This window comes from Sulfitobacter sp. JL08, assembly GCF_003352045.1.
Taxonomy (GTDB): Bacteria; Pseudomonadota; Alphaproteobacteria; order Rhodobacterales; family Rhodobacteraceae; genus JL08.
On sequence record NZ_CP025815.1, the window covers coordinates 3,510,697 to 3,534,107 of the forward strand.

The 23,411-nt window shown below is 58.2% G+C and carries 17 protein-coding genes; 11 read left to right on the top strand and 6 right to left on the bottom strand.

Annotation, left to right across the window (positions count from 1 at the left end; all coding sequences use genetic code 11):
* Window positions 1-58 precede the first annotated feature (58 nt).
* From C1J05_RS17315 to C1J05_RS17330, 4 genes are all read left to right on the top strand, one after another.
* Window positions 59-925 (top strand): MurR/RpiR family transcriptional regulator, encoded by an 867-nt coding sequence (locus C1J05_RS17315; RefSeq protein WP_114871341.1) that lies wholly within the window; start codon window positions 59-61, stop codon window positions 923-925.
* Between the two features lie 25 nt (window positions 926-950).
* Window positions 951-1,916 carry a TAXI family TRAP transporter solute-binding subunit gene (locus tag C1J05_RS17320; RefSeq protein WP_114871342.1) on the top strand — a complete coding sequence of 322 codons (966 nt, stop codon included), beginning with the start codon at window positions 951-953 and terminating at the stop codon, window positions 1,914-1,916.
* An 87-nt stretch (window positions 1,917-2,003) separates the two neighbouring features.
* Window positions 2,004-4,628 carry a TRAP transporter permease gene (locus tag C1J05_RS17325; protein ID WP_441351670.1) on the top strand — a complete coding sequence of 875 codons (2,625 nt, stop codon included), beginning with the start codon at window positions 2,004-2,006 and terminating at the stop codon, window positions 4,626-4,628.
* A gap of 10 nt (window positions 4,629-4,638) precedes the next feature.
* Entirely contained in the window at window positions 4,639-5,064 is a 426-nt protein-coding gene (locus C1J05_RS17330; protein WP_114871343.1) for a universal stress protein, read from the top strand.
* A 195-nt stretch (window positions 5,065-5,259) separates the two neighbouring features.
* On the opposite strand, the gene C1J05_RS17335 is transcribed toward C1J05_RS17330, so the two are convergent.
* Window positions 5,260-6,297 (bottom strand): GlxA family transcriptional regulator, encoded by a 1,038-nt coding sequence (locus C1J05_RS17335; RefSeq protein ID WP_114871344.1) that lies wholly within the window; start codon window positions 6,295-6,297, stop codon window positions 5,260-5,262.
* 145 nt (window positions 6,298-6,442) lie between these two features.
* On the opposite strand from C1J05_RS17335, the gene C1J05_RS17340 reads away from it, so the two are divergent.
* Window positions 6,443-7,837: an FAD-binding oxidoreductase gene (locus C1J05_RS17340; protein ID WP_205388986.1), complete on the top strand. Its 1,395-nt coding sequence runs from the start codon at window positions 6,443-6,445 to the stop codon at window positions 7,835-7,837.
* A 437-nt stretch (window positions 7,838-8,274) separates the two neighbouring features.
* Here the strand turns inward: C1J05_RS17340 and C1J05_RS17345 are convergent, their stop codons facing one another.
* Together C1J05_RS17345 and C1J05_RS17350 are read right to left on the bottom strand one after the other, a co-directional pair.
* On the bottom strand, window positions 8,275-9,915 hold the full coding sequence (locus C1J05_RS17345; RefSeq protein ID WP_114871346.1) for a BCCT family transporter: 1,641 nt from the start codon (window positions 9,913-9,915) through the stop codon (window positions 8,275-8,277).
* Window positions 9,916-9,971: 56 nt separating this feature from the next.
* Window positions 9,972-10,388, bottom strand: coding sequence for a universal stress protein (locus C1J05_RS17350; protein ID WP_114871347.1), 417 nt, complete (start codon window positions 10,386-10,388; stop codon window positions 9,972-9,974).
* A gap of 493 nt (window positions 10,389-10,881) precedes the next feature.
* Between C1J05_RS17350 and C1J05_RS17355 the strand changes: the two genes are divergently transcribed.
* From C1J05_RS17355 to C1J05_RS17375, 5 genes are read left to right on the top strand one after another with little or no spacing between them, the layout of a single operon-like run.
* The gene (locus C1J05_RS17355) at window positions 10,882-11,868 is read left to right on the top strand and encodes a TAXI family TRAP transporter solute-binding subunit (RefSeq protein ID WP_114871348.1); all 987 of its coding nucleotides are present in this window, start codon (window positions 10,882-10,884) and stop codon (window positions 11,866-11,868) included.
* Window positions 11,865-12,335 carry a DUF1850 domain-containing protein gene (locus C1J05_RS17360; RefSeq protein WP_114871349.1) on the top strand — a complete coding sequence of 157 codons (471 nt, stop codon included), beginning with the start codon at window positions 11,865-11,867 and terminating at the stop codon, window positions 12,333-12,335. The genes C1J05_RS17355 and C1J05_RS17360 overlap by 4 nt, the downstream gene beginning before the upstream one ends.
* Window positions 12,332-14,299 (top strand): TRAP transporter permease, encoded by a 1,968-nt coding sequence (locus tag C1J05_RS17365; protein WP_114871350.1) that lies wholly within the window; start codon window positions 12,332-12,334, stop codon window positions 14,297-14,299. Before C1J05_RS17360 ends, C1J05_RS17365 begins: the two co-directional genes overlap by 4 nt.
* A 46-nt stretch (window positions 14,300-14,345) precedes the next feature.
* Window positions 14,346-16,085 (top strand): sensor histidine kinase, encoded by a 1,740-nt coding sequence (locus C1J05_RS17370; protein ID WP_114871351.1) that lies wholly within the window; start codon window positions 14,346-14,348, stop codon window positions 16,083-16,085.
* Window positions 16,082-17,413 (top strand): sigma-54-dependent transcriptional regulator, encoded by a 1,332-nt coding sequence (locus tag C1J05_RS17375; RefSeq protein WP_114871352.1) that lies wholly within the window; start codon window positions 16,082-16,084, stop codon window positions 17,411-17,413. Before C1J05_RS17370 ends, C1J05_RS17375 begins: the two co-directional genes overlap by 4 nt.
* 145 nt (window positions 17,414-17,558) lie before the next feature.
* On the opposite strand, the gene C1J05_RS17380 is transcribed toward C1J05_RS17375, so the two are convergent.
* Genes C1J05_RS17380 through C1J05_RS17390 form a run of 3 tightly spaced genes read right to left on the bottom strand, consistent with a single transcriptional unit; the run spans window position 17,559 to window position 22,451 of the window.
* On the bottom strand, window positions 17,559-18,845 hold the full coding sequence (locus tag C1J05_RS17380) for an aspartate aminotransferase family protein (protein WP_114871353.1): 1,287 nt from the start codon (window positions 18,843-18,845) through the stop codon (window positions 17,559-17,561).
* Between the two features lie 4 nt (window positions 18,846-18,849).
* On the bottom strand, window positions 18,850-19,998 hold the full coding sequence (locus C1J05_RS17385) for a mandelate racemase/muconate lactonizing enzyme family protein (RefSeq protein ID WP_114871354.1): 1,149 nt from the start codon (window positions 19,996-19,998) through the stop codon (window positions 18,850-18,852).
* On the bottom strand, window positions 19,995-22,451 hold the full coding sequence (locus C1J05_RS17390; RefSeq protein WP_114872415.1) for an FAD-dependent oxidoreductase: 2,457 nt from the start codon (window positions 22,449-22,451) through the stop codon (window positions 19,995-19,997). The genes C1J05_RS17385 and C1J05_RS17390 overlap by 4 nt, the downstream gene beginning before the upstream one ends.
* A 71-nt stretch (window positions 22,452-22,522) precedes the next feature.
* Between C1J05_RS17390 and C1J05_RS17395 the strand changes: the two genes are divergently transcribed.
* Entirely contained in the window at window positions 22,523-23,410 is an 888-nt protein-coding gene (locus C1J05_RS17395; protein ID WP_114872416.1) for a MurR/RpiR family transcriptional regulator, read from the top strand.
* Window position 23,411: the final 1 nt, after the last annotated feature.

Sequence of the window (23,411 nt, forward strand, 5' to 3'; positions counted from 1 at the left end):
TATTTCAGCGATTGACAATGCGTGAAACACTTGCCAGCCTGTGTTTCAAAGGGGGATCATGGGACAGCAACAATCGCTTCAGGAACGGGTGTCGGAACGCTATTCCGGCTTGTCCGGACAACTGCGAAAAGCGGCCGACTTTGTTCTGGCCAATCCGCTGGATATTGCCAGCCGCAGCCTGCGCGCGATTTCCTCTGACAGCAAAGTCTCACCCGCGACCTTCTCGCGTCTGGCACGCGCGTTGGGATACGCCACATTCGAAGACATGAAAGAAGCCTCGCGGCGTTCGTTGGGCCTGCACGTGACCAGCCTTTCCGACAAGGCCGAGAAACTGCGCGCTGATCCGTCGCTGGTCAGAACAATGCTTCAACGCCAAAGCGAGGCCTGCATCGGCAATATACGCAGCTTTGCCGCCCAGACCGACGAAGCGCGATTGGCCGATGTGGCCAAGCTGATGCGCGAGGCGCGACAGGTTGTTCTGTTCGGGGCGCTGGCCTCAACGGGGATTGCCGAATATATGGCTTATCTGGCGCATTACTTTGCACCCAACTGGTACCTCGCCGGGCGTTCGGGCGATTCTCTGGGTTCACGCATTGCGGCGCTCGGACAGGGTGACGTGGTGTTTATCGTCACAAAAAACCCTTTTGCGCAGCGCGCCGTGATCGCGGCAAGGCAGGCGCGTGATGTCGGGGCTGACGTGATCCTCGTCACTGATTCTTACAAGTGCCCGGCTTTCTCCAGTGCAAATTATGGCTTTGTTGTTCCTTCAGAAAGCCCGCAATTCTTCTCCTCATATGCGGTGACACTCGTGTTGATCGAAACATTGATCGCCATGATTGTCGCCGGCTCTGAGGCAGATGCAACCGCTGCGATCCAAAGGGTCGACGCGAAAAACCAGGAACTCGGGGAATACTGGTCCGAGTGAAACTAAAACTAGGGAGACTACACACATGCGTAAACAACTGAAAATCGGCGGTGCCGTGCTGCTTGGCGCAATGACCGCAGCATCGATGGTCGTCGCACAACAGTTCATCTCGATCGGCACTGGCGGCGTCACCGGCGTTTATTACCCGACAGGCGGCGCGATCTGCCGCTTGGTCAATAAATCGCGCAAAGAGCATGGCATCCGCTGCGCTGTCGAATCCACAGGTGGATCTGTCTACAACATCAACACGATCAAGGCGGGCGAACTGGAATTTGGCGTCGCGCAATCTGACTGGCAATACCACGCCTATAACGGCACATCGAAATTTGCGGACAATCCTTTCCCCGAAATTCGCGCCGTGATGTCGGTTCACCCCGAACCCTTTACACTGATCGTGCGCGGTGACAGCGACATCGACAGCTTTGAGGGCATCAAGGGCAAGCGCGTCAACGTGGGCAACCCCGGTTCGGGCCAGCGCGCCACGATGGAAGTTGTGATGGATGCCTTTGGCATTGGCATGGACGATCTGGGTCTTGCGACGGAATACAAAGGCTCGGAAATGGCCAAGCAGCTTTGCGATGGCAACATTGACGCGATGATCTACACGATCGGCCATCCCGCCGCCGCCATCAAGGAAGCCACCACAACATGCGATGCCAAACTGGTCAGCGTGACAGGTGCACCGATCGACAAGCTTGTCGCCGACAACCCGTTCTACCGTGTCGCGACAATCCCGGGCGGCATGTATCAAGGAACTGATTCAGACACCGTAACCTTCGGTGTTGGCGCAACCTTCGTGACTTCGGCCGATGTTCCGGAAGATGTTGTCTATATTGTTGCCAAATCGGTCATGGAAAACATCGACGATTTCCGTGGCCTGCACCCTGCCTTTGCCAATCTTGAGCCTGCGCAGATGGTAAAAGACGGGCTTAGCGCTCCGCTGCATGATGGCGCAATGAAAGCGTATAAAGAACTCGGCCTGATCGAGTAGAATTGCGCGACCCAAAAAAGGATCATCCGGCTTGGGCCGGGTGATCCTGTTTTCATAACAAAAGAAAATAGCCAAACGGGGGACAGTATGGCTGAGATGCAAAACGCACCGTCTGCGGACGATATGGTGGCCGAGGCTGATACTGGCGCCCGCAATCCATCGGCGGCCTGGCAGGCCAAGTTGATTATCGGAACCTGTATCGTCTGGTCCCTGTTTCAGCTTTACATCGCGTCCAAAGTACCCGGTGTTCTGGCTCAGGCCACCGGGATGAACTTCTTTGCCAATATTGTCGCACAGGCGCGTTTTGTGCACCTCGCCTTTGCTATCATGCTGGCAACGCTGGCTTTCCCGCTTTTCAAATCTTCTCCCAAGGATCGCATCCCGGCCTATGACTGGGTGCTGATCATCCTTGGCGTCGCCTCTTGCCTCTACCTGATCGTTTTTCGCTTTGAAATCGGTGATCGACCGGGTTTGTGGAGTTCGACAGACATCACCGTTTCAGCGATCGGCATGCTGGTTCTGTTCACGGCTGTGTACCGCTCACTTGGCCTGCCGCTGGTGATCATTGCCGGTGCATTCGTGGCTTTCGCCTTTTTCGGCGGCTATTCGGAATGGGCCCGCAATATTACCAACTATGGTGGCGCATCCCTGTCCAAGGCGCTTGGCCACTACTGGATGCAGACCGAAGGCGTCTTTGGCGTGGCGCTGGGTGTTTCGACAACCATGATCTTTCTCTTTGTACTGTTTGGCGCATTGCTGGACCGCGCCGGTGGCGGCAGCTGGTTCATCAAGGTTGCCATTGCACTGCTTGGCGCCCTGCGTGGCGGGCCGGCAAAGGCTTCGGTCCTGTCATCGATGCTCACCGGGATGATCTCGGGCAGTTCGATTTCAAATACAGTCACAACCGGCACATTCACCATCCCGCTGATGAAGCGCATCGGCTTTCCGGCCGAAAAGGCGGGCGCTGTGGAAGTCGCGTCTTCCACGAACGGCCAGCTTACACCGCCTGTGATGGGCGCGGCTGCCTTTCTGATGGTTGAATATGTGAACATCCCCTATATCGACGTGGTCAAACACGCCTTTCTGCCGGCGGTGATCAGCTATATCGCGCTGCTTTACATTGTGCATCTGGAAGCGCTGAAAATGCAGATGCAGGGCCTTAAGAAAGCAGGCCGGCATATCGGTCCTGTGTTGATCCTCATACTCTTTCTCTCGGGCTTCTTGTTCCTCGGCGCGCTGACCTACGCTATGATCCTTCTGCGCGGCGTGCTCGACGGGTTCATGACAGAAAGCGTCTATGGCGGCCTTGTGGTTGTGGCGCTGCTCTATGTCGTTCTGGTGTACTACGCCTCGCGCTATCCGGATGTGGCGATGGATGATCCCGACGGACCGTTGGAAGCGCCGCGCCTGACGCCGACCCTTTTGGGTGGCGCGTATTTCGCGTTGCCGATCTTCATTCTGGTCTGGAACCTTATGGTGCGCACCGACAGCCTTGAACGCCTGTCGCCTTCGCTTTCGGCCTTTTGGGCTACAGTGTTCATGATCATTGTCGCGCTGACACACCGTCCGCTCAAGGCGATGTTTCGCGGCGAAGGTCTTGGCGGTTCAACCGTGGCCGGCTGGAACGATTTCGTCCAGGGCCTGATCCTTGGCGCACGCAACATGATCGGGATCGGTGTGGCCACGGGGGCCGCGGGCATCATCGTTGGCACGATAAGCCTTACAGGCGCGCATCAGGTGATCGGTCAGGTCATCGAGGTGATCGCCGGCGGCAACATCTGGGTTCTTCTGATCCTCGTGGCGATCATGTCACTCATCCTTGGAATGGGCTTGCCGACTACCGCCAATTATATCGTTGTGTCTTCGCTCATGGCGCCGGTTATCGTCTCGGTGGGCGCGCAGGCGGGCTTTATCTTTCCGCTGATTGCCGTGCACCTTTTCGTGTTCTACTTTGGCATTCTGGCGGATGATACGCCCCCTGTGGGCTTGGCAGCTTATGCCGCCGCGGCCATAAGCCGGGGCGATCCGATAAAAACCGGTGTGCAGGGCTTTTCCTATGATATTCGCACGGCGCTCTTGCCGTTCCTGTTTATCTTCAACACCGATCTGCTGCTGATTGATGTGGGCTTTGCCAAGGCTATTCTGGTGTTCTTCATATCGCTGATTGCGATGCTGCTGTTCGCGGCGGCAACCCAGGGCTATTTCATCGCCAAAAGCCGAATATGGGAAACCGTTGTTCTGCTCTTCATCGCCTTCATGCTGTTCCGGCCTGATTTCTTCCTTGATCAGGTCAGCGACAAATACACCTCGGCCAGCGGACCTGCCGCGCTCGAGTTGATGGCCAGTGCAGAAACCGGCAAGGAGTTGCGGGTGATCGTGGAAGGGCCCGATTTCGACACGGCTGCGATCCGGCCAACGACCATCACACTGCCCGCCATTGCAGATGACGCCGAAGGCGCACTTTCTGCGCAGGGTCTCACGATCCTGCCCGACGGCGATACGCTTGCAATGGACGAACCTTTTCCCGGTACGCCCTTTTTTGAAAGCCTGGGCAACGAGTATGATTTCTACGGCGACACTCCCGTTCAGGTCACGCAGGTACAGATCGAGAATGAGCGTCTGCCCAAAGAACTGTTCTTCATCCCTGCCTTGATCCTGCTGATGGGCATCGTGCTGATCCAAAGCCGCCGTGCCACCCAACCCGCGTTCTGAGGAGGATACCATGTTCAAGTCAATTTTACTTGCCCTTGACATCAACGATCCGGATGGCGCGGTGCGCTGCACCAAGGCCGCGGTCGAGATGGTAACCAGTCAGGGCGCCAGTCTGCATATCCTGAATGTTGTTCCAGATGACGGCATGGCGATTGTCAGCGCCTCTTTGAAAGCCGATCACAACGAAACTGCGGTGGAAGCCTCGCGCGCGGCGCTGCGGGCCTGGGCGCAAAGCAACGTTCCGCCAGAGCTTGGGCCCCAATTGCACGTGGCGCGGGGAAAAATCTACGACCAGATTCTGAAAACCGCGCGCAAGCTGAATGTGGATGCTATCGTTGTCGGCGCGCACAATCCCGAACTGAAAGACTATCTTCTGGGATCAAACGCCGCCCGCGTGGCACGCCATGCCAAACAGTCAGTCTTCGTGATCCGTTGAGCATGTTGCGGGTCTTGCAGTGTTGCGGCTGATGTCGACGACAGTGATAGGGTCAGGCCGGTCTTTTGCTGCATTCGACGCCAGCGGCTGCAATGCGGACAAAATTGCCTTTAGCTGCGCGTGCGCCAATGACTGCTTTGAAAGCTTCTGTGCATCAAGATCATGTCAATCTTGTCAGCAAAGAGGTTCTCGGAATCACCTTGTGGCAATTGGCCTAGCAATTTGTGAAATACGCTGGAATTTTTTGCGGTATGCAGCCGGAGACAGGCCCACGCCGCGTTTGAACACCCGACGGAAGGAAGCTGGGTCTTCGTACCCGACTGAACCACCGACATCATCTACAGATTTGGCATCAGTTTCCAGCATCTGCTTTGCTTCTTCTATTCTGAGCGCCTGAACATATTCAATCGGGGGGAAACCAGTAACGGACCGAAACCGGCGTGAAAAAGTCCGAGGGTTCAGACCTGATCGCTCAACCATTTTTTCGACCGGCTTGGTCACGTTGTAATTGTTCGCGATCCAAACTTGGCAATCAGAGATTTGCGCATCCGAGGTTTCCATCGGACGGGTCATCACTGAATATGGAGACTGGCCTTCGGAGTGGCCGCTGATCAGAAACACTTTTGCTGTCTCGATGGCATGCTTGTAACCGCAAAACTTGGCGATCAGATAGATTGCCAGATCATGGTAGGCGCTGACCCCACCTGCCGTCACAATGCGGTCAGCTTCGGCTGACAGGCACAAGATGGACTCATTGCGAAAGGCAACTTTAGGGTAATGGCGTTGGAACATATCCCGATATGCCCAATGGGCTGTCGCCTCGCGCCCGTCCAAAAGCCCCGCCTCCGCCAAAAGGAGCGAGCCCGAGCAGACCGACGTTATCAACGCGCCGTCCCTGTGCATGTCTCGCAACCAGGCAATTTCCCGGGGATATCGCTCCTTCGGCACGTCATAGATCGACGTATACATGTCGCACACAACGACGGCATCAGGTGTGCCCAGACTGTTGGTCGCTATGTGCGGTTCAACCGGAATATTTCCGATGCAATGAAATGGCTTTCCGTCTGCCGACACAATTTTGATGTCCAGTAGTTCGTCACCCGGCGATCCTGATATCAATTCAGGGTAAACGGCACCTACCGATAGCAAGACATCATATAATCCGTAGAGAACGGACGATGAGGTTTCTGGTGCAGCGAGCAGCACGATCAGGGGCTTGCTAGGCGGGGTCATGTTACATCCTTGTCCAATTATGCACGGTATTGGCAAATCTGGCTTGGTCACGTGTCCAGTATGCCCCTTCTTTGGCGGCAATGCCACTCTGTCCGGCGGATAGGGTGCGCTAGTCTGGGTTCAGGTTTTGGAAAGGATGCACAAAGTGGAAGACTTACTGAACACATTAGATATGCCGGGGCATGCATTTGGCGGCGAGTTGATTGGCCCCGAAGACGCACGATTTGACGATGCGCGAGGTGTCTGGAATGCGATGATTGATCGCCGCCCTGCGTTGATCGCCCAGTGCAGGACAGCCGGCGACGTGCAGGCCGCAGTCAAGCTCGCGGTAGCCCATGACCTGCCCATTGCCATTCGAGGTGGCGGACACAATGTTGCAGGGCATGCGGTCTGCGACGGTGGTGTCATGATCGACCTTTCGCTTATGCGGGGTGTGACAGTTGATGCCTCTGCCCGTCTGGCAAAGGTTCAGGGCGGCGCTTTGTGGCGTGATGTAGATGCCGCAACCCAGGTACATGGACTTGCGACACCGGGTGGCTTGATTTCCGACACGGGCGTCGCAGGACTGACGCTATCGGGGGGCATTGGCTGGCTGCGCGCTCAACACGGTTTGTCGATCGACAATCTTGTGGCCGCTGACGTTGTTACGGCAGACGGCGATCTGATCCATACGAGTTCCGACGAGAACCCAGAACTGCTCTGGGCTCTGCAGGGCGGGGGCGGCAATTTCGGTGTCGTCGTGCAGTTCGAATTCGCGCTGCACACTTGCGGCCCGGAGGTCATGTTCGCAGCCCCAATCTATCTCGTCGAAGACGGGCCCGAGCCAGTTCGGGCATGGCGCGACTTCATGGCCAAACACGGTGACAGAGTTGGATCGCTTTGCGAGTTTGCCACCGCAGGGGGCGAGGATTTCCCCGAGGAACACTGGGGGAAGCGGATCGTGACGCTCGCCTGCGTGTACAACGGTGACGCCGCTGAAGGTGAGGCGCTTCTTCAGCCTCTTCGTGAGCTTGGCGAATTGTCGGCCGACTTTTCCGGGCGAATGAACTACTGCGACGTGCAGCAGCTGTTTGACACGCTCATGCCCGCCGGAGACTTTCGCTGTTACTGGAAAGCCCGCTACCTGACTGACCTGACAGATGAGATGATTGATCTGGCCATGGCCAACGCAATCGCCGCGCCGTCGGATAACACACTCTCGTCGCTGTGGAATTTCGGCGGGGCGACTGCGAATGTATCAGCGGAGGCGACCGCGTTCGGCGATCGGTCCATGGGGTGGATGTATTCACTGGATGGTGTCTGGTCCAATCCCGCCGATGATGAGGCCAACATCGCCTGGGCCCGTGAGGGCTGGTCCAATTCCGAACGCTTTGGACATCATGGGCGCGCATATCTGAATTTTGCAGGCCATGGTGAGGACAACGCCGCACTGACGCGGACCAGTTTCGGTCCAAACTATGAACGGCTTGTCGCGGTAAAAACCAAATACGATCCGCAAAACCGGTTTCGCTTCAACCAAAACATCGCCCCGGAGGCTTAAGATTGACGTCGCGCTCCGCCAAAGACACCTCTCGAAGAAGGCAAGTCCGTTGGTTGAAGTACGAAAGGCCTTTCCCAACAGAAATGTATTTGGCGGAGCTGCGGCACGGATTTACGTGCATGTTGAGAAAATTGGGCGAGCGCTTGTAGCTGCAGCGTAGTCCAAACTGAACATCGAATTTGAGACCGAAAGCGGACATTAGTGCAAACCGTGACACACGACACATTGGGCTCTATCCGGTCATTCGTGCCGGGTACAGCATCCGGTAATTTGGGTTCATTGCGGACATTCGTTCGCCGCGCAGCATCGTGCAAAAATGGGCTCTGACCAGTCATTCGCCGTAGGCTGCACCAATCACCGCTCTGCGCCCCGTCCGGGCCATTGCGTGATCCGGGCGGTGCGCAGGTTGCGGCGCAGATTATCAGGCCTCTTTTGCCTCACATTGCGCGGCGTTCTTCGACAAGGCCTTTGAACACCGCCCAGCACATCAAAAGCAGAACGACCGTGAAAGGCAGACCTGTAGACAGGACAGCCGCCTGCAACGAGGCCAGACCGCCCCCGATCAGCAAGGCAATCGCCACCGCGCCTTCAAAGCAGCACCAGAAGACCCGCTGGGTAACGGGCGCATCGATTTTGCCGCCCGCCGTGATGGTATCGATCACCAATGATCCCGAATCCGAAGAGGTCACGAAGAATACAACCACCAGAATGATACCGATGAAGGATGTAATCGACGCCAGCGGAAGCTCCTTGAGCATCTCAAACAGTTTCAGTTCAAGCGGCGCCTCACTGACGGCTGTTACCCCATCGTTGACGAACTGGGTGATCGCGGTGCCGCCGAATACGCTCATCCACAACACACAGACAAAGGTCGGGATCAGTAATACGCAGATAATGAACTCGCGCACTGTGCGCCCGCGGCTGACCCGCGCGATGAACATGCCCACGAAAGGCGACCAGGAAATCCACCACGCCCAGTAAAACGATGTCCAGCCCTGGGAATAGTTGGCGTCCTCCCGCCCGAAGGGTTGTGACAGCGGCAGAACGTTCTGCGTGTAAGACACGATTGAATCCCAGAAAATCGCCAGGATCGCAGCCGTAGGCCCGACCAGCAGCACAAACAGCAGAAGAATGAAGGCCAGCCCCATATTGATCTCTGACAGCACCTTGACGCCGCCGTCCAACCCGCGGACCACCGATATCAGTGCAACGGCGGTGATTGCGCTGATCAGCACCACTTCGGTTGTGACCCCCACAGGTATGCCAAACAGCAGGTTAAGACCGGCATTCGCCTGTGTCGCACCATAACCCAGCGATGTGGCCAGACCGAAGAGGGTCGCAAAGACGGCAAGAATGTCGATCACATGTCCCCACCATCCCCACACACGTTCGCCAAGAATAGGGTAAAAGGCCGAGCGGATCGTCAGCGGAAGACCCTTGTTATAGGTAAAGAGCGCCAAAGCCAGCGCCACAACGGCATACATGCCCCAAGGGTGCAAACCCCAGTGATAGATCGTGGCCGCCATACCCAGACTGATGGCGGCTTGCGCGTCGCCCGCAGCGCCACCCAATGGCGCCCAGTCGGTGCGTACCCCGCCCTCTTCCGTGATACCGCCAAGCGAGGTCGAAAAATGACTCATTGGTTCGGACACACCATAGAACATCAGCCCGATCCCCATACCGGCAGCGAACAGCATCGCGAACCAGCCCGGATATCCGTAATCCGGCGTTGCATCCTTGCCGCCCAGCCGGACGGAGCCAAAGGGGCTGACGATCAGGAACAGACAGAAAATGACGAAAATATTGCCGGCGCCGAGGAAAAACCATGCAAATGTCGAGGTTAACCAAGGCCGCAGTGCGCCAAAAATTGCTTCGGCCTGCGCTGGCAGGGCCAGTGCAAAAAACACGAAAACCACAATGGACAGCCCAGAAATCAGAAACACCGGATTGTGAATATCCAGACCGAAAGGCCCGATCTTTGTTTCGATATTATCCTGACCGATCTCGTAGTCGGTTTCGATGATATGCGCGTCACCTTCCGGCGCAGGTATTCCCTGATTGGTCATTTCATCGGCCATTGTCGACCTCCCTTTAAGACAGAGTATTCAAATTTGCGCCGCTGCAAGACGTGCTCTCAAGCGCGCACCAGCATCACCGAACATTTCGCATGCTCGGCCAGTTTCCCGCCGTTGGACGGCCATATATATTCCAGCGCACCCGGCACATGGCTGGCCATGACAACAAGGTCAGCGCCGGTCTTGTCGATGGCCCGCATCAGGGCATCATCAACTTCAACTGTCGGATCATGTGCGATCTCGGTATGTGCCGTAATCTCGATCCCGTGCTTGTCCGAATGCGATTTCGCGAAGTTCTGCAGCTTCCGGCTATACTCTCCCGGTGTGCGCGCCACGCTGCTTGGTGCTGAAGACGTGACACCCACATAACCCAGCGATGCGCCATACATCTTCGCAAGATCTGCCGCACAGGTCAGCGCATTACCAAGTTTATCTGCATGCGCGATATCAACCGGTGCCAAAATCAATTTGAACACGTCAGCCCTCCATTTGAGTGCGGATCGGATCCCAATCTAACAACCTCGGGCTACGCACTCCTTTGTCCTTTGCCGAACACGCCCGGGTTGTTTCTCATGCTAACCTGAAATCGCCGCGTCTTGCAAATTCCGAGAAAAATTAGCCAGATCCCTCGGGCGCTTGCCCGCAATCCAATCACTCCGACCGCAAGTCAAACAGAAGGCCTGAGCGAACCCGATTGTGTTGATGCTAGGGGCAGAACGCGGAATCATCACACCGGACAGTCCGGTGTGGAACGGCCACTTCCGCCAGCCATTAAACCCCATGCGCCAGTGTGACCCATCGCATATTTCGGTGGCAGAATTCTGCGCCAGAGCTGGCGATTTATTGCGAAGAAGTTGCATTGTTCCCGCCGAAAACAGCCCCATCGCTTTTGCAATTTGATAAACTAGCACGGACCCGCGGAAGAGTCGCGGGACATCACAGGCAATTTGCCGGATCTGGGAGGATTACATGCTAAAAGACGTATTTCACTGGCCATTGGGCTTGATTGGAACGGCAGCGATTGTCGGGATGAGCCTTGGCGCGCCCGCTGTGGCGCAGGATCAGCTTTCAATCGCAACAGGCGGTACGGGCGGAACCTATTATCCGGTCGGCGGCGGTCTGGCCGAAATCATCAACAACCACATCGAAGGCTATTCCGCGACGGCAGAAGTCACCGGCGCATCGGTTGAAAACATGGGACTGATCGCCACCGGCGATGCTGATCTGGCGATCGCGCTGGCCGATACTGTTGCGCAGGCCTACACCGGAACCGGAAAATTCGAAGGCCAGCAACTCGATATGGTGCGCGGGCTTGCCTCGCTCTATGCCAACATGGTGCATATCGTGGCTCTGGAAAGCAGCGGGATCACGACGCTTGCAGACCTTCGCGGCAAACGCGTATCGATCGGCGCGCCGGGATCGGGCACCGAGGTCAACACCGCCGCCATTCTTGAGGCGAACGGCATCACCTATGATGACATCGAAGAACAGCGCCTGAATTTCAACGAAACCGCAGATGCGCTGGCCAACGGCGATATCGATGCCGGGTTCTGGTCCGTGGGCGCGCCCACATCGTCGATCCTGAACCTTGCCACCACGCAAGACATCGTCATCATCGCGCTGACGCAGGCCGAACTTGACGCCGCAATGGCCGCAGATGCGACTTTTGCGACAACCACCCTGCCCGGCGGCAGCTATAACGGTGTGGCAGACGACATCGTGGTTCTTGGCATCCCCAACGTGCTGACCGTTTCGTCCGAGATGTCGGATGATCTGGCCTATGCGCTGACAAAAGCCATGTTCGAAAACATCGCCGAGCTTCAGGCCGTGCACCCCGCGGCCAACGAGACCACAATCGAGTTCACGATGGGCGCAACGCCAATCCCGCTGCACCCCGGTGCGCTGCGGTATTACGACGAGGTCGGCGCGAACGTGCCGGATGACCTGCGCGAATGACACCCGCGATCCGAGGAGGGCTTTGTGCCCTCCTCTTTTTGCCTGTGACTGCTGCCGCCCAAGACCTTGTTGCCACCCGCGCCGATGACGGAACCGAGATCGCGCGCATCAAAGTACCCGAAGGCACAGGGTGGTGCGTGTTGTGGCATCATTCCGTCGAAGGGTTCGAAGTCTCGGACTGCTACGAAAACCGCGAGGGTCGCATGGTCCTGGTGCAGTCGCACCTGCCTGATTTTGCGGCCGGACTAGGCCATATCCCCGGTCGCGGCAGGCAGGTTTCAGACGGTGCCGGCGGGTATTTCATCCTGAATATCGACGAACCGGTGCCCGGTGACGCCTATATCCTGCGCCCCGGACTTGCTAGCGTCGACCACCGGTTACAGGTGGGTGAACAAATCGTATCCCTCTCGGCGGTTGCCCCGCGCGAACGAGTGCAGATCGCACTAACAGGAGACGTGGACAAATGACTGCAACAACCGAAATCAGCCCGCCAGAGGTGACGCCGCCGCGGATCGTGCTGCGTGCCATCACGGTGATCGGGATCGCGCTGTCGCTGTTTCAGCTTTACGCGGCCGGTGTGCAACCTTTGGGCCTGTTTTTCCAACGGCCGATCCACCTGGGTTTCGTTCTTGTTCTCTGCTTCCTGATCTATCCGGTTTTCGGCCGCCACAAGGCACGCGGCGTGCTGGGCTGGGTCATCGACGGAACCTTGATCCTGCTGGGTGTGCTTGCGGGCGCCTGGGTTCCGATCAATATTGATACCATCGCCAATCAGGTTTTTCCCCGCGACATCGATGTCTGGATCGGGGTCCTGACCATTATTGTCGTGCTCGAGGCCGCGCGCCGCGCCGTGGGGCTTGGCATGACGCTGATCGGCGCCTTCTTTATCGCCTACGCCTTTGCGGGCAACCGGGGAGAATTGCCGTTTCTGGCCGATTGGATGCCCGGCATCCTCAATCATCGCGGCTATTCGCTTGATCGTGTTGCCAGCCAGATGACACTGGGGGCCGAAGGGATTTTCGGCATCCCGCTGGGTGTGGCGGCAACGTTCGTTTTTATCTTTGTTTTGTTCGGGGCCTTTCTTGAGGTTACCGGTGCCGGCAAATTCTTTATCGATCTGGCCTATGCCGCCGCAGGCAAACAGCGGGGCGGCCCTGCCAAGGCGGCAGTCATCGCCAGTGCGGGTATGGGATCGATTTCCGGCTCGGCGATCGCAAACGTAGTCACAACCGGCGCCTTCACCATCCCCCTGATGAAAAAACTGGGCTACCGGCCCGCACAGGCCGGCGGGATCGAGGCGGCGGCCTCGACCGGCGGACAGATCATGCCGCCCCTGATGGGCGCAGGCGCCTTTCTGATGAGCGAATTCACCCGCGTGCCGTATGTCGATATCGTGCTGGTTTCGATCTTTCCCGCGATCCTCTATTTCGGCACGGTCTATCTGCTGGTTCATATCGCGGCGGTCAAACAAGGGATGACCGGCCTGACCGCCGAAGAATTGCCAAGCGTACGCGCAGTAATGGCGGAGGGCTGGCATTTCCTTTTGCCGCTGGTCGCGCTGGTGGCGTTGCTGGTTGCGGGCTATTCGCCCATGCGGGTTGGTTTCTATGCCATCCTGTCGATCATCGCCGCCGCCTCGGCGCGGGCGCTGTGGACCTTCGCAGCGTCAGGGCCGACACTGGCAGGTTTCGTTGCGCTTTGCCGCCGTGGTATCGCGCTGACACTTGAGGCCCTTGATCTGGGTGCGCGCAACGCGGTCGCTGTTTCGGTGGCTTGTGCCGTGGCAGGCATTATCGTTGGCGTTGTCGGCCTGACGGGGCTGGGGCTTAAATTCTCGGCCATGATGATCGCCTTCTCGGGCGGCAACCTTGTTCTGGCACTGATCCTCGTGCTTCTTGCCAGCCTGATCCTTGGTATGGGCCTGCCGGTTACTGCTGCCTATATCGTGCTTATCATTCTGGTTGGTCCGGCTTTGACCGAACAGTTTGGCGTGCCGGTTTTGATCGCGCATCTGGTGGTGTTCTGGTATTCACAAGACAGCAATGTGACACCGCCTGTCGCGCTGGCCGGCTTTGCCGGGGCCGCGATTGCGGGATCGAAACCCATGGAGACCAGCGTTCAAGCATGGAAATACGCCAAAGGCCTTTATCTGATACCGCTGTTCATGGTCTTCAACGAGGAAATCATCCTTGGCGGCCCGCTGCCCTACGTGCTGTTCAGTGGCGTCATTGCCATTCTGGGCCTCGTGGCCTTTGCTGCGGTACTGGAAGGGTTCTTGTGGCGTCCGATACCGGTCTGGATGCGGCTGCTGCTGGTGCCGGGTGTGGTGGCACTGTTCTGGCCCGACCTTACGGTCGAGATTGCAGGAACGGTTCTGATCGTTCTTTTGCTGGGCATGAACTGGGCGCAGGCGCGTCAGGAAAAGACCTAACCGGCAAATCCGGCAGGGATGGGACACGCATCGGAAACCTGACACCATGACACTGATCCGGCCGCTTCTGGTTGCAGGTCTTGCCGCGGTACTGGTTTGGATTGCCGCGCAGCACCTTGCCCTGCGGGCAGCGCGCACCGAACTGGACCAGACCTTGCTTTTGACCGCGCGCGCTGTCGAGACAGAAGTGGAACGCCTGCGATCCCTTCCCGCTGTCGCGGCCGAGGATGTTCGTGTCCGCAATGCGCTGGCCGGGACAGGCCCGCTGCAAGCCGCAAACACCTATCTGGAAACGGTCGCCGTACATGCCCAGGCGGGCGATCTGTTTCTGATCAACGCGCAGGGCGACACGATTGCCGCGTCGAACTGGAACCGGCCGGGCAGTTTCGTCGGGCAGAATTACGCGTTCCGCCCCTATTTTCAGGAAGCGCTGGAAACAGGACAGGGTCAGTTCTACGCAATCGGGGTCACAACCGGCGTACCGGGATATTTCCTTTCAACCCGGATCGATGCGGCAGACACCCAAGGCGTTCTGGTCGTCAAGCTGGACTTGCGCCCGTTAGAGGACATCTGGCGTGCCGCCGATGCAGATGTGGCCCTTGCCGATGAGAACGGCGTCGTTTTCCTTTCCGCGCGGCCCGATTGGCAATACCGGGCACTTACCCGGCTGAACACCGATGTTCTTGATCGCATTTCCGCCACCCGCGCCTATGAGGGGATCGCGCTGGCGACATCCGAACCGCTGGTATCTTCGCCGCTGAAGGGGGTTGATGCCGAAGGCGCAGGGTGGATCGCGCGGATTGCGCCGATGCAAGCGACCGGCTGGCAAGTGATCGCCGCCCGACCGACCGCAGGATTGCAGCTTCTGGCTTTGGGCTGGGCCGCTCTTGCCGCGCTAGCCACACTGGCGATTGCGGCTGCGTTGAAAGCGTGGGAACAGCGTCGCCAGATCATTGCATTGCGTCTTTCGCAGTCGGAAAAACTGGAATCCATGGTCATTGAACGCACAACGGATCTTGCCCGGGAAGTGGATGCCCGCATTCAGGCCGAAGTAGACCTGAGAGCCGCGCAAGAGGCGCTGGTCCATACTGAAAAGATGGCTGCTCTTGGGCGGATGTCGGCAGCGATCGTCCACGAGATCAGCCAACCGCTTGCGGCGATGGAGGCCACATTATCGGCGGCGGAACTGGGTGTGGATCACGGTGACGCACCAACAATGACCCGTCTGGGCAAGGCGCGCGGGCTGATCCGGCGGATGCAGCGCACAACAAAACACCTCAAAAGCTTTGCGCGCAAGGAAGTGGTGGAATTGTCACTCATCGACATGCGCGTTTCGGTGGATGCCGCCCTTGATCTGGTTGCGCCGCGATTGCGCAGCTTGGGGATTGTACCCCGATATGAAAGCCCGGCAGATGCGGTTTTTGTGATGGCTGGCGCCATCAGGATCGAACAGGTCGTGGTGAATCTGCTGCTGAACGCGCTGGACGCGATTGCCGAAAAACAGGATGCCCATATCAGTATCACTTTGACATCTGAACAGGGTCGGGCGTGCCTGTGCGTGAAAGACACCGGCGTCGGCATTCCCGACGCCGACCTGTCGCATGTCAGCGAACCTTTCTTTTCGACCAAGCTGACCGGTGAGGGGTTGGGTCTTGGCTTGGCAATCTGCAAGGCGATCCTTGCCGATTTCAACGGATCGCTCGATATTTCTTCGACCAAAGGCAAAGGCACGCAAGTGACAGTCACCCTGCCCCTGGCTGTTAAGGAAAAGGTAAAAGCCGCATGACCGCCAGCATCTATATCGTGGATGACGATGCCGATCACCTGTCAGCGCTTGGCGATCTGGTTCAGATTTCCGGCTATGCGGTTCAAGGCTTTTCTTCGGCGGGCGACGCTTTGCGCGCCTTGGCGGGCGAGCCTGACCTTATCATCAGCGATCTGCGTATGCCGCAAATGGACGGTATTGCCTTTCTGAAAGAGATCAAGGCGCAAAGACCGGACGTGCCAGTGGTTCTGTTGACAGGCCACGGCGATATTGGCCACGCGGTCGAGGCAGTCCGTGCCGGCGCCGAGGATTTTCTGGAAAAGCCATACGATTCCGCGCATCTGCTTGCCGTCGTAAGCCGCGCCTTGGAGGCGCAGGCCGCCCGGCGCGAGGTTGCCCGCCTGCAAACGGTTCTGGCCCAGCACGCAGATGTCAGCATTCTGGGAAAGTCACGTGCCATGCGCGGGTTCCGTAAACGCATTGCGGCGCTGGCTTCGGTCGATCTGGACGTGCTGATCACCGGCGAAACAGGTACGGGCAAGGAACTTGCGGCCCGCGCGATCCATGCCGCAAGCACCCGTGGCAAAGGCCCTTTCGTGGCCCTCAATTGCGCGGCCCTGCCGGAACAGATGGCTGAAACGATCCTGTTTGGGCATGGCGCGGGCGTGTTTGCCCACGATGCCAAAGGACGCGCCGGCAAGCTGGAGGCGGCACACGGGGGCACACTTGTGCTGGACGAGGTCGAGACGATGCCCGGCGCCATTCAGGCCAAGCTTTTGCGCGTGTTGCAGGAACGCAGCCTGGAACGGATGGGCGAAACAGCAGCAAGGCCTCTTGATGTCCGGGTCATCGCCACGACGAAAACCAATCTCCGTTTGCTCGACACCTTTCGCCCCGATCTATACTTTCGGCTGGCAGGCACAGAACTGAACACGCCGACATTGCACGAGGCCGGCGAGGATATTCCTTTGATCTTTGCGCATTACGCACAACTTGCCGCCCGCCGCTATGGCCGCGCAGACCCCAAGGTGCCTTGGTCGCTGTCACAAAAGCTCAAGCGTCTTGCGTGGAAAGGAAATGTGCGTGAACTCAAGACAAGCGCCGAGGCCTATGCGCTTGGGCTGTTTGACCTGGGCGGCGTGGCTGGCCCAAGCTCCGGCCCGATGACCCTTTCAGAACGTGTATCTGAATTCGAAGCCCGCGAGATTTCAGCGGTTCTGGATGCCCATGCCGGCAATACGCTGCGTGCCGCGGAAAAACTGGGGATTCCCCGCCGGACCCTTAATGACAAGATGCGGCGCTATGGGTTGTCTTCCGACCCCGACGCCAAGTCTGACAGAACAGACTGATTTGCCCCGCCTGTTCATTTCATCTTGCGCTTGACGGGGAAACAAAAGGGCTAGCTTGCCATACTACCCAAAGAACCTCGGCGATACTGGGCCAACGGAAACTCAATTTGGCGAATTACCCGATCTCGGGCATGTCAGTTGGTTCTTATCCATTAACTATCTTCGCCACCGCATGTGCCGCGAGGTTTACGGCTGTCTGCGTCATCTCCAAATCCTCATCCGTCAATGCCAGTGATGGATAAAACTTGCCCGGCGACTTGAAGATGCCGTTCTCGCGCAGGACAGTGTTCCAGACTTCGTTCAGTTTGGGATCGCTGTGTTTCGCACTGCGGTAATCCACCGGGTCGACATCGGTAAAGTAAAGATCAAACAGGGTCGGGTCGCCGCAAATCCTGTGGTTGATACCCGCCTTGGTCAGGGCCCGTGCCTGCATATCAATCAATCGTTGCCCAAGGTCGCGCAGCCGGTCATATTGACCCGCCCGGCGCAGAATTTCCATTGTCTTCAGCCCCGCGACTGATGCGACCGGATTGCCCGACAATGTACCAAGCTGCATCAGCCACTTCTCGGAACCCACGGTCGCCTTGTCAAAATGCGACATGATTTCGGTGCTGCCGCCGAGAGCAGCCAGCGGAAAGCCACCGCCGATGATCTTGCCCAGCGTACAGATATCCGGCGTCACGCCATAACGCTCCTGTGCGCCCCCATAGGCAAGGCGGAACCCGGTAACGATCTCATCGAAAATCAGCAGAACGCCATGCTTGTCGCAGAGGTCGCGCAGACCTTGCAGAAAGCCGGGAAGCGCCGGGATGATGCGCTGCAAAGGCTCTGCGATGATGGCAGCCACGTCATTATGTTCGCTCAGAAGCGATGCGACAGCTTCCAGATCGTTGAAGGGCGCAATCAGCATTTCGTCGGCGACGCCCTGTGGAATACCGGCGCTGTCGGGTACGGCAGTGGGAAAGTTGACCTGTCTGACCGGTGCAAGACTCATCTGCGCCTCTGCGGACATACCATGATAACCGCCTTCGAATTTCAGGATTTTGGATTTGCCGGTAAAGGCGCGCGCCAGACGGATCGCATACATGTCAGCCTCACCACCCGAGGTGACAAAGCGCACCTGTTCGCAGCAGGGTACAGCTTCGACAATCGCTTCGGCCAGCTCTATGCCTTTGGCGTTGTTGGCAAAAAAGGTCATTCCTTGTGGCAGTTGATCAAAGATCACCTCCATGACCTCGGGATGGCCATGACCAAGCAGCATCGGGCCAGAACCGATCAGGTAATCGACATATTCCTTGCCATCCTCGTCCCAGACGTGGCTGCCCTGCCCCCGTGCAATGACAATGCCCGGGTCAAAATTTCCAAATCCCGCGGCCGGAAGAACCTTTCGCGCGCGTGCGATCCAGTCGGCTTGGGTGTGAATGCGGTTCATGTGCTCAGTCCAGTATCAGGTCAGGTGTGCCAAGGCTGCCTTCGTCGATGGTGATGCCAAGACCGGGACCATCAGGCGGAGCGATGCGGCCATGGTCGCGGGTCGGCGCGTCGGGTGCAAGACGCGGGCTGACATAGCCTGACAGGTCACAGACGTTCAGAACAAGGTTTGGCGGAGTCGCCGCGCCAAGGTGCAGCGCGGCAGCAGTGACGATATCGCTGCCCCAGGTACATTCGATACACATCTTGGCACCCAGATGCAGGCACAGGTCGCGCGCCCGGCGCGAAGGCGAAAGCCCGCCGAACTTCGACAACTTCAGCGCCACTGCATCCATGATCCCAAGCCTGTGCCCTTTCAGAAGGGAGGCCGTGTCATGGGCCAACTCGTCAAGTTTCATCGGCAGGCCGGTTGCAGATTGCACCCGTGCGCAGTCCTCCAGCGTAGCGCAGGGTTGTTCCAGCATGATGTCCAGATGCGCAACTCCGCGCCCCACACGGATCGCATCCAATGTCGTGGCACCGCAATTCCAGTCACCGTAAACCAGCGGACCGGGGCCGACCGCCTCGCGCACCTTGACCAGTCGTTCAATATCGGTCTGCCAGTCGCCCAATGCGCCCAGTTTTGCCTGAAACTGGGTGATGCCGTTTGCTTTCGCCTCGTGTGCGATGCGGGCCATCTTGTCGGGGTCGACGCAGGTGATGGAATGGTAAAGCGGCAGGCTCTCTTGCCGGCGTCCGCCCATCAAGGCATGGATCGGCAAACCCGCCGCTTGCCCGGTGATGTCCCAAAGCGCAATGTCCAGCGCAGATTTCGCATAGACGTGACCGGGAAGAATGGCGTCGGCCCTGGCCATCAGGGCCTCTGCCCCGACGGGGGCGCCCCCAAGGATGACCGGTGCCAGTTCCTGCAAGGCGGGTGCAACGCCACGCGCATAGGCAGGCAGGTAATGCGGGATCGGACAAACCTCGCCCCAGCCTGTCAGCCCGGCATCGGTATCGACCGCAATGATAACCGTTTCCACCGTATCGCAGGTTTTGCCGTCGGCCATGTAATAGGCCGTATGGCTGGTCAGCGGCACATGCCAAAGCCGCAACCTTGTAATGCGTTGACCGGTCCCGACAGGCGTCAGCGCAGGAGACGCGATCCGGTTCATTGGGCGGGCTCCTGAATGGCATCCACGCGCGGCAGTTCGCTTTGCGGATCGTAGGCCGGTTCGCCAAGTACGCGGGCAGCGCGGGGCTTGCCATGGATCACCACCTCTAGCGCGGTTCCGGGTTCGGCGGCGTTTGGCTTGATATAGGCGAAAGCGAGGATTTTGCCGACCGTATGGCCATAGACAACTGATGCTGTGGAACCAACCACTTTACCGTCAAGCAACACAGCCTCGCCACCGTGACCGTCAATCTCGCCATCCGGTTCGATCCCAAGATACGCACAGACCCAAGGAAGGTCGGTATTCAAGGTTTTTTCGCGTCCCAGATAATCCTTGTCCGTCCGCGCAAAGCGCAACACGCCCGCTTCGGCCAGCGTGACTTCGTTGGTCAGTTCACCCGCGCCCTTGAAGCCTTTTTCCATGCGCATCACGTTCATGGCGAAACTGCCGTAATCAGCTATATCATACGGTTTACCGACGTTCCAAAGCGCGGCGTAGACATCCGCCATCGCCGCAAACGGCATGTGCAATTCCCAGCCCAATTCGCCGGCATAGGACATGCGAAAGGCCCAAATTCTATGTCCGGCAATGTCGATTTCCTGTGCCGAAAGCCAACGAAAGCCCGCGTTGTCAAGCCGCGCGGCAGTGACAGCGCCCAGAACATCGCGGGCGCGAGGACCGTTAAGCGATAATGCGCCCCAGCTATCGGACAAGGCGGTGATGGTCACATCCTGTTCGCCGAGATGATGGCGCAGATGATCCAGCAGACGTTGTTCGAAAAAGGCTGCACAAACCAGATAGAACCGATCATCTGCCATGCGGACAACCGTCGTTTCAAGCTCTATTCGGCCGCGGCGGTTCAGCATGTGGGTGAGCGTGATCGATCCGACTTTTTGCGGCATCCGGTTCGCCGTCAGATGATCAAGCAACGCATAGGCATCCGGCCCCTCGACCAGCACCTTGGTGAAAGCGGTCACATCCATTATCCCGACACGTTCGCGCACCGCCTTGACCTCTGCGGCGACCATGTCGTCCACCTCTGTGCGACGGAACGAATAGTGATCTTTCTGCGCTATGCCATCCCTGGCGAACCAGCGCGGGCACTCAAAACCATAGACCTCTTCATAGACGGCGCCTTTCGCCCCGAGAGTCTCGTAAAGCGGCGATGGCTTGATCGGGCGCCCCGCCAGCCGGTTAAAATGGGGGAATGGAATTTCATGGCGCAGGCAGTAGTCTTCCTTCGCCTTAGTGACCTGCCACTCTTTGACTGCGTAGCTGCCAAAGCGGCGCGGATCGAAATCACGCATCGAGATATCCGCTGCGCCATGCACCATCCAACGTGCCAGTTCACGTGTCAGACCGGGGCCCCAGCCGATACCGATCTGGGTGCCGCAACAACACCAGTAATTTCGCACGCCGGGCGCAGGGCCGATCAGCGGGTTGCCATCCGGCGGATGGCTGATTGCGCCGTGCACATCGCGCGTGATGCCCAGATCGGCAAAAATCGGCATACGATTGAGAGATTCCTCAAGCCACGGCATGACACGGTCATAGTCAGCTTCAAAAAGTTCGTTCTCGGCTTCCCAAGGGCAATGATCCGTCCAGACGGTATTGGGATTGGTCTTTTCGTAGATGCCGATCAGACCCTTCTTTTGTTCCATCCGGATATAACCGGATACCTTTCGATCATCGCGGATCACTGGCAATTCACGCTCCAGATCGCGGAACTCCGGCACCTCGTCGGTCACGAAATAGTGGTGCGTCATCGAAGTCATCGGCAGTTGCAACCCCGACCACTCGCCCATCTGCCGTGCATAGGTGCCACCCGCGTTGACCACATGTTCGCAAGTGATTGTACCCTGTTCGGTTTCAACAACCCATTCGCCGCCCGGCGCTAGCGCGATGTTTGTCGCCCGGCAGCGACGGATGATCCGCGCCCCCTTGGCCCGCGCACCCGTAGCCATTGCCATTGTCACGTTGGTTGGATCTACATGTCCGTCATCCGGCGTGTGCAGCGCGCCCAACACACCTTCAAGGTTGTAAAACGGGTGCAGTTCCGCCACCCGGTCCGGCCCGACAAGTTCGATATTGAACCCGAGAGAGCGCCCGACCGAAAGTGTATGCCGAAGCCAGTCCATCTCGTCCTTGGTATAGGCCAGCCGGAATGAACCGCAGCCATGCCAGGTGACAGCCTGTCCGGTCTCTGCCTCCAACCCGCCGGAATAGAGGCCGATATTATAATCGACGCATTTGCCCAGACCAAAACTGGAGGTGGAATGCGTGATCTGCCCCGCGGCATGCCACGTACTTCCGGACGTCAGCTCGGCCTTTTCAAGCAAGACCACGTCCGGGCCCCATCCTTCGTGCGCGAGGTGATAAGCCAGCCCCACCCCCATCACACCGCCGCCAACAATGACCACACGGGCGTGACTGGGAAAACTCTTCTCCGACATGGTCATATCCTTTGCCCGAAAATCGCGAAACTGATGGACAGGTTAGATGCACATGTGTACCAATGTCAATCATGAATGGCACAAATGTATCATCGAACGTCTTGGACCGCCTCACCGAAGAGTGGGACGCGCTGACACCCGAGGCACAGAAGGCTGCGCGCTACGTCCTCGAAAACCCCAATGACGTTGGGGTTTCGACCGTGCGCGAGATTGCCGAGGCGGCCAATGTCAAACCCAACACCTTTGTGCGTATGGCGCGCCAGGTGGGGTTCGAAGGTTACGAGGATTTCCGCGCGCCCTTCCGCGAGGCGATCCGCAAAGGCGCGGTAAGCTTCCCCGACCGGGCGCGCTGGTTGCAGGATATTCGAAAATCCGGCGACCTTGGCGGGCTTTACGCTGATATGGCCGGCGCCGCGATCCGCAACATCGAAGAAACTTTTGCCGCCACCAGCGCAGAAGCAATGAAATCGGCGGCTGAAACGATATGGGCGTCGCGGCAGGTGTTCACCCTTGGTGTCGGCGTCAACAATGCCAACGCGCGCAACTTTACCTACCTTGCGTCGACCGGCATGACGCAGTTTCACGCGATCCCGCGCCCCGGATCGACCGCGGTAGACGATCTGGCCTGGGCCGACGGGCGCGACGTGCTGATTGCAATGTCCATGCGCCCTTACCGCAGCGAGGTTGTGGCCGCCATCAACGTGGCGCGCGAACAGGGGGTGACGATCATAGGTCTGAGCGACAGCCCCGCCAGCCCGGTCATACGCGCCGCCGATCACGGTTTTGTCGTGGCCGTGGACACACCGCAATTCTTCCCCTCTTCGGTGCCAACCATCGCCCTACTGGAAACCCTGCTCAGCTTTGTCATCGCCGTGGCATCCGAAGAGATCGTGGAGCGGGTCGAGAAATTTCATGATCGTCGCCATCAGCTTGGCATCTACGTGGAGGATCCCGAATGAG

Excerpts from the sequence above, each read along its gene's own strand:
- C1J05_RS17315 (WP_114871341.1), top strand. The coding sequence starts at position 59 with ATGGGACAGCAACAATCGCTTCAGGAACGGGTGTCGGAACGCTATTCC.
- C1J05_RS17320 (WP_114871342.1), top strand. The coding sequence starts at position 951 with ATGCGTAAACAACTGAAAATCGGCGGTGCCGTGCTGCTTGGCGCAATG.
- C1J05_RS17325 (WP_441351670.1), top strand. The coding sequence starts at position 2,004 with ATGGCTGAGATGCAAAACGCACCGTCTGCGGACGATATGGTGGCCGAG.
- C1J05_RS17330 (WP_114871343.1), top strand. The coding sequence starts at position 4,639 with ATGTTCAAGTCAATTTTACTTGCCCTTGACATCAACGATCCGGATGGC.
- C1J05_RS17335 (WP_114871344.1), bottom strand. The coding sequence starts at position 6,297 with ATGACCCCGCCTAGCAAGCCCCTGATCGTGCTGCTCGCTGCACCAGAA.
- C1J05_RS17345 (WP_114871346.1), bottom strand. The coding sequence starts at position 9,915 with ATGGCCGATGAAATGACCAATCAGGGAATACCTGCGCCGGAAGGTGAC.
- C1J05_RS17355 (WP_114871348.1), top strand. The coding sequence starts at position 10,882 with ATGCTAAAAGACGTATTTCACTGGCCATTGGGCTTGATTGGAACGGCA.
- C1J05_RS17360 (WP_114871349.1), top strand. The coding sequence starts at position 11,865 with ATGACACCCGCGATCCGAGGAGGGCTTTGTGCCCTCCTCTTTTTGCCT.
- C1J05_RS17365 (WP_114871350.1), top strand. The coding sequence starts at position 12,332 with ATGACTGCAACAACCGAAATCAGCCCGCCAGAGGTGACGCCGCCGCGG.
- C1J05_RS17370 (WP_114871351.1), top strand. The coding sequence starts at position 14,346 with ATGACACTGATCCGGCCGCTTCTGGTTGCAGGTCTTGCCGCGGTACTG.
- C1J05_RS17375 (WP_114871352.1), top strand. The coding sequence starts at position 16,082 with ATGACCGCCAGCATCTATATCGTGGATGACGATGCCGATCACCTGTCA.
- C1J05_RS17380 (WP_114871353.1), bottom strand. The coding sequence starts at position 18,845 with ATGAACCGCATTCACACCCAAGCCGACTGGATCGCACGCGCGCGAAAG.
- C1J05_RS17385 (WP_114871354.1), bottom strand. The coding sequence starts at position 19,998 with ATGAACCGGATCGCGTCTCCTGCGCTGACGCCTGTCGGGACCGGTCAA.
- C1J05_RS17390 (WP_114872415.1), bottom strand. The coding sequence starts at position 22,451 with ATGTCGGAGAAGAGTTTTCCCAGTCACGCCCGTGTGGTCATTGTTGGC.
- C1J05_RS17395 (WP_114872416.1), top strand. The coding sequence starts at position 22,523 with ATGAATGGCACAAATGTATCATCGAACGTCTTGGACCGCCTCACCGAA.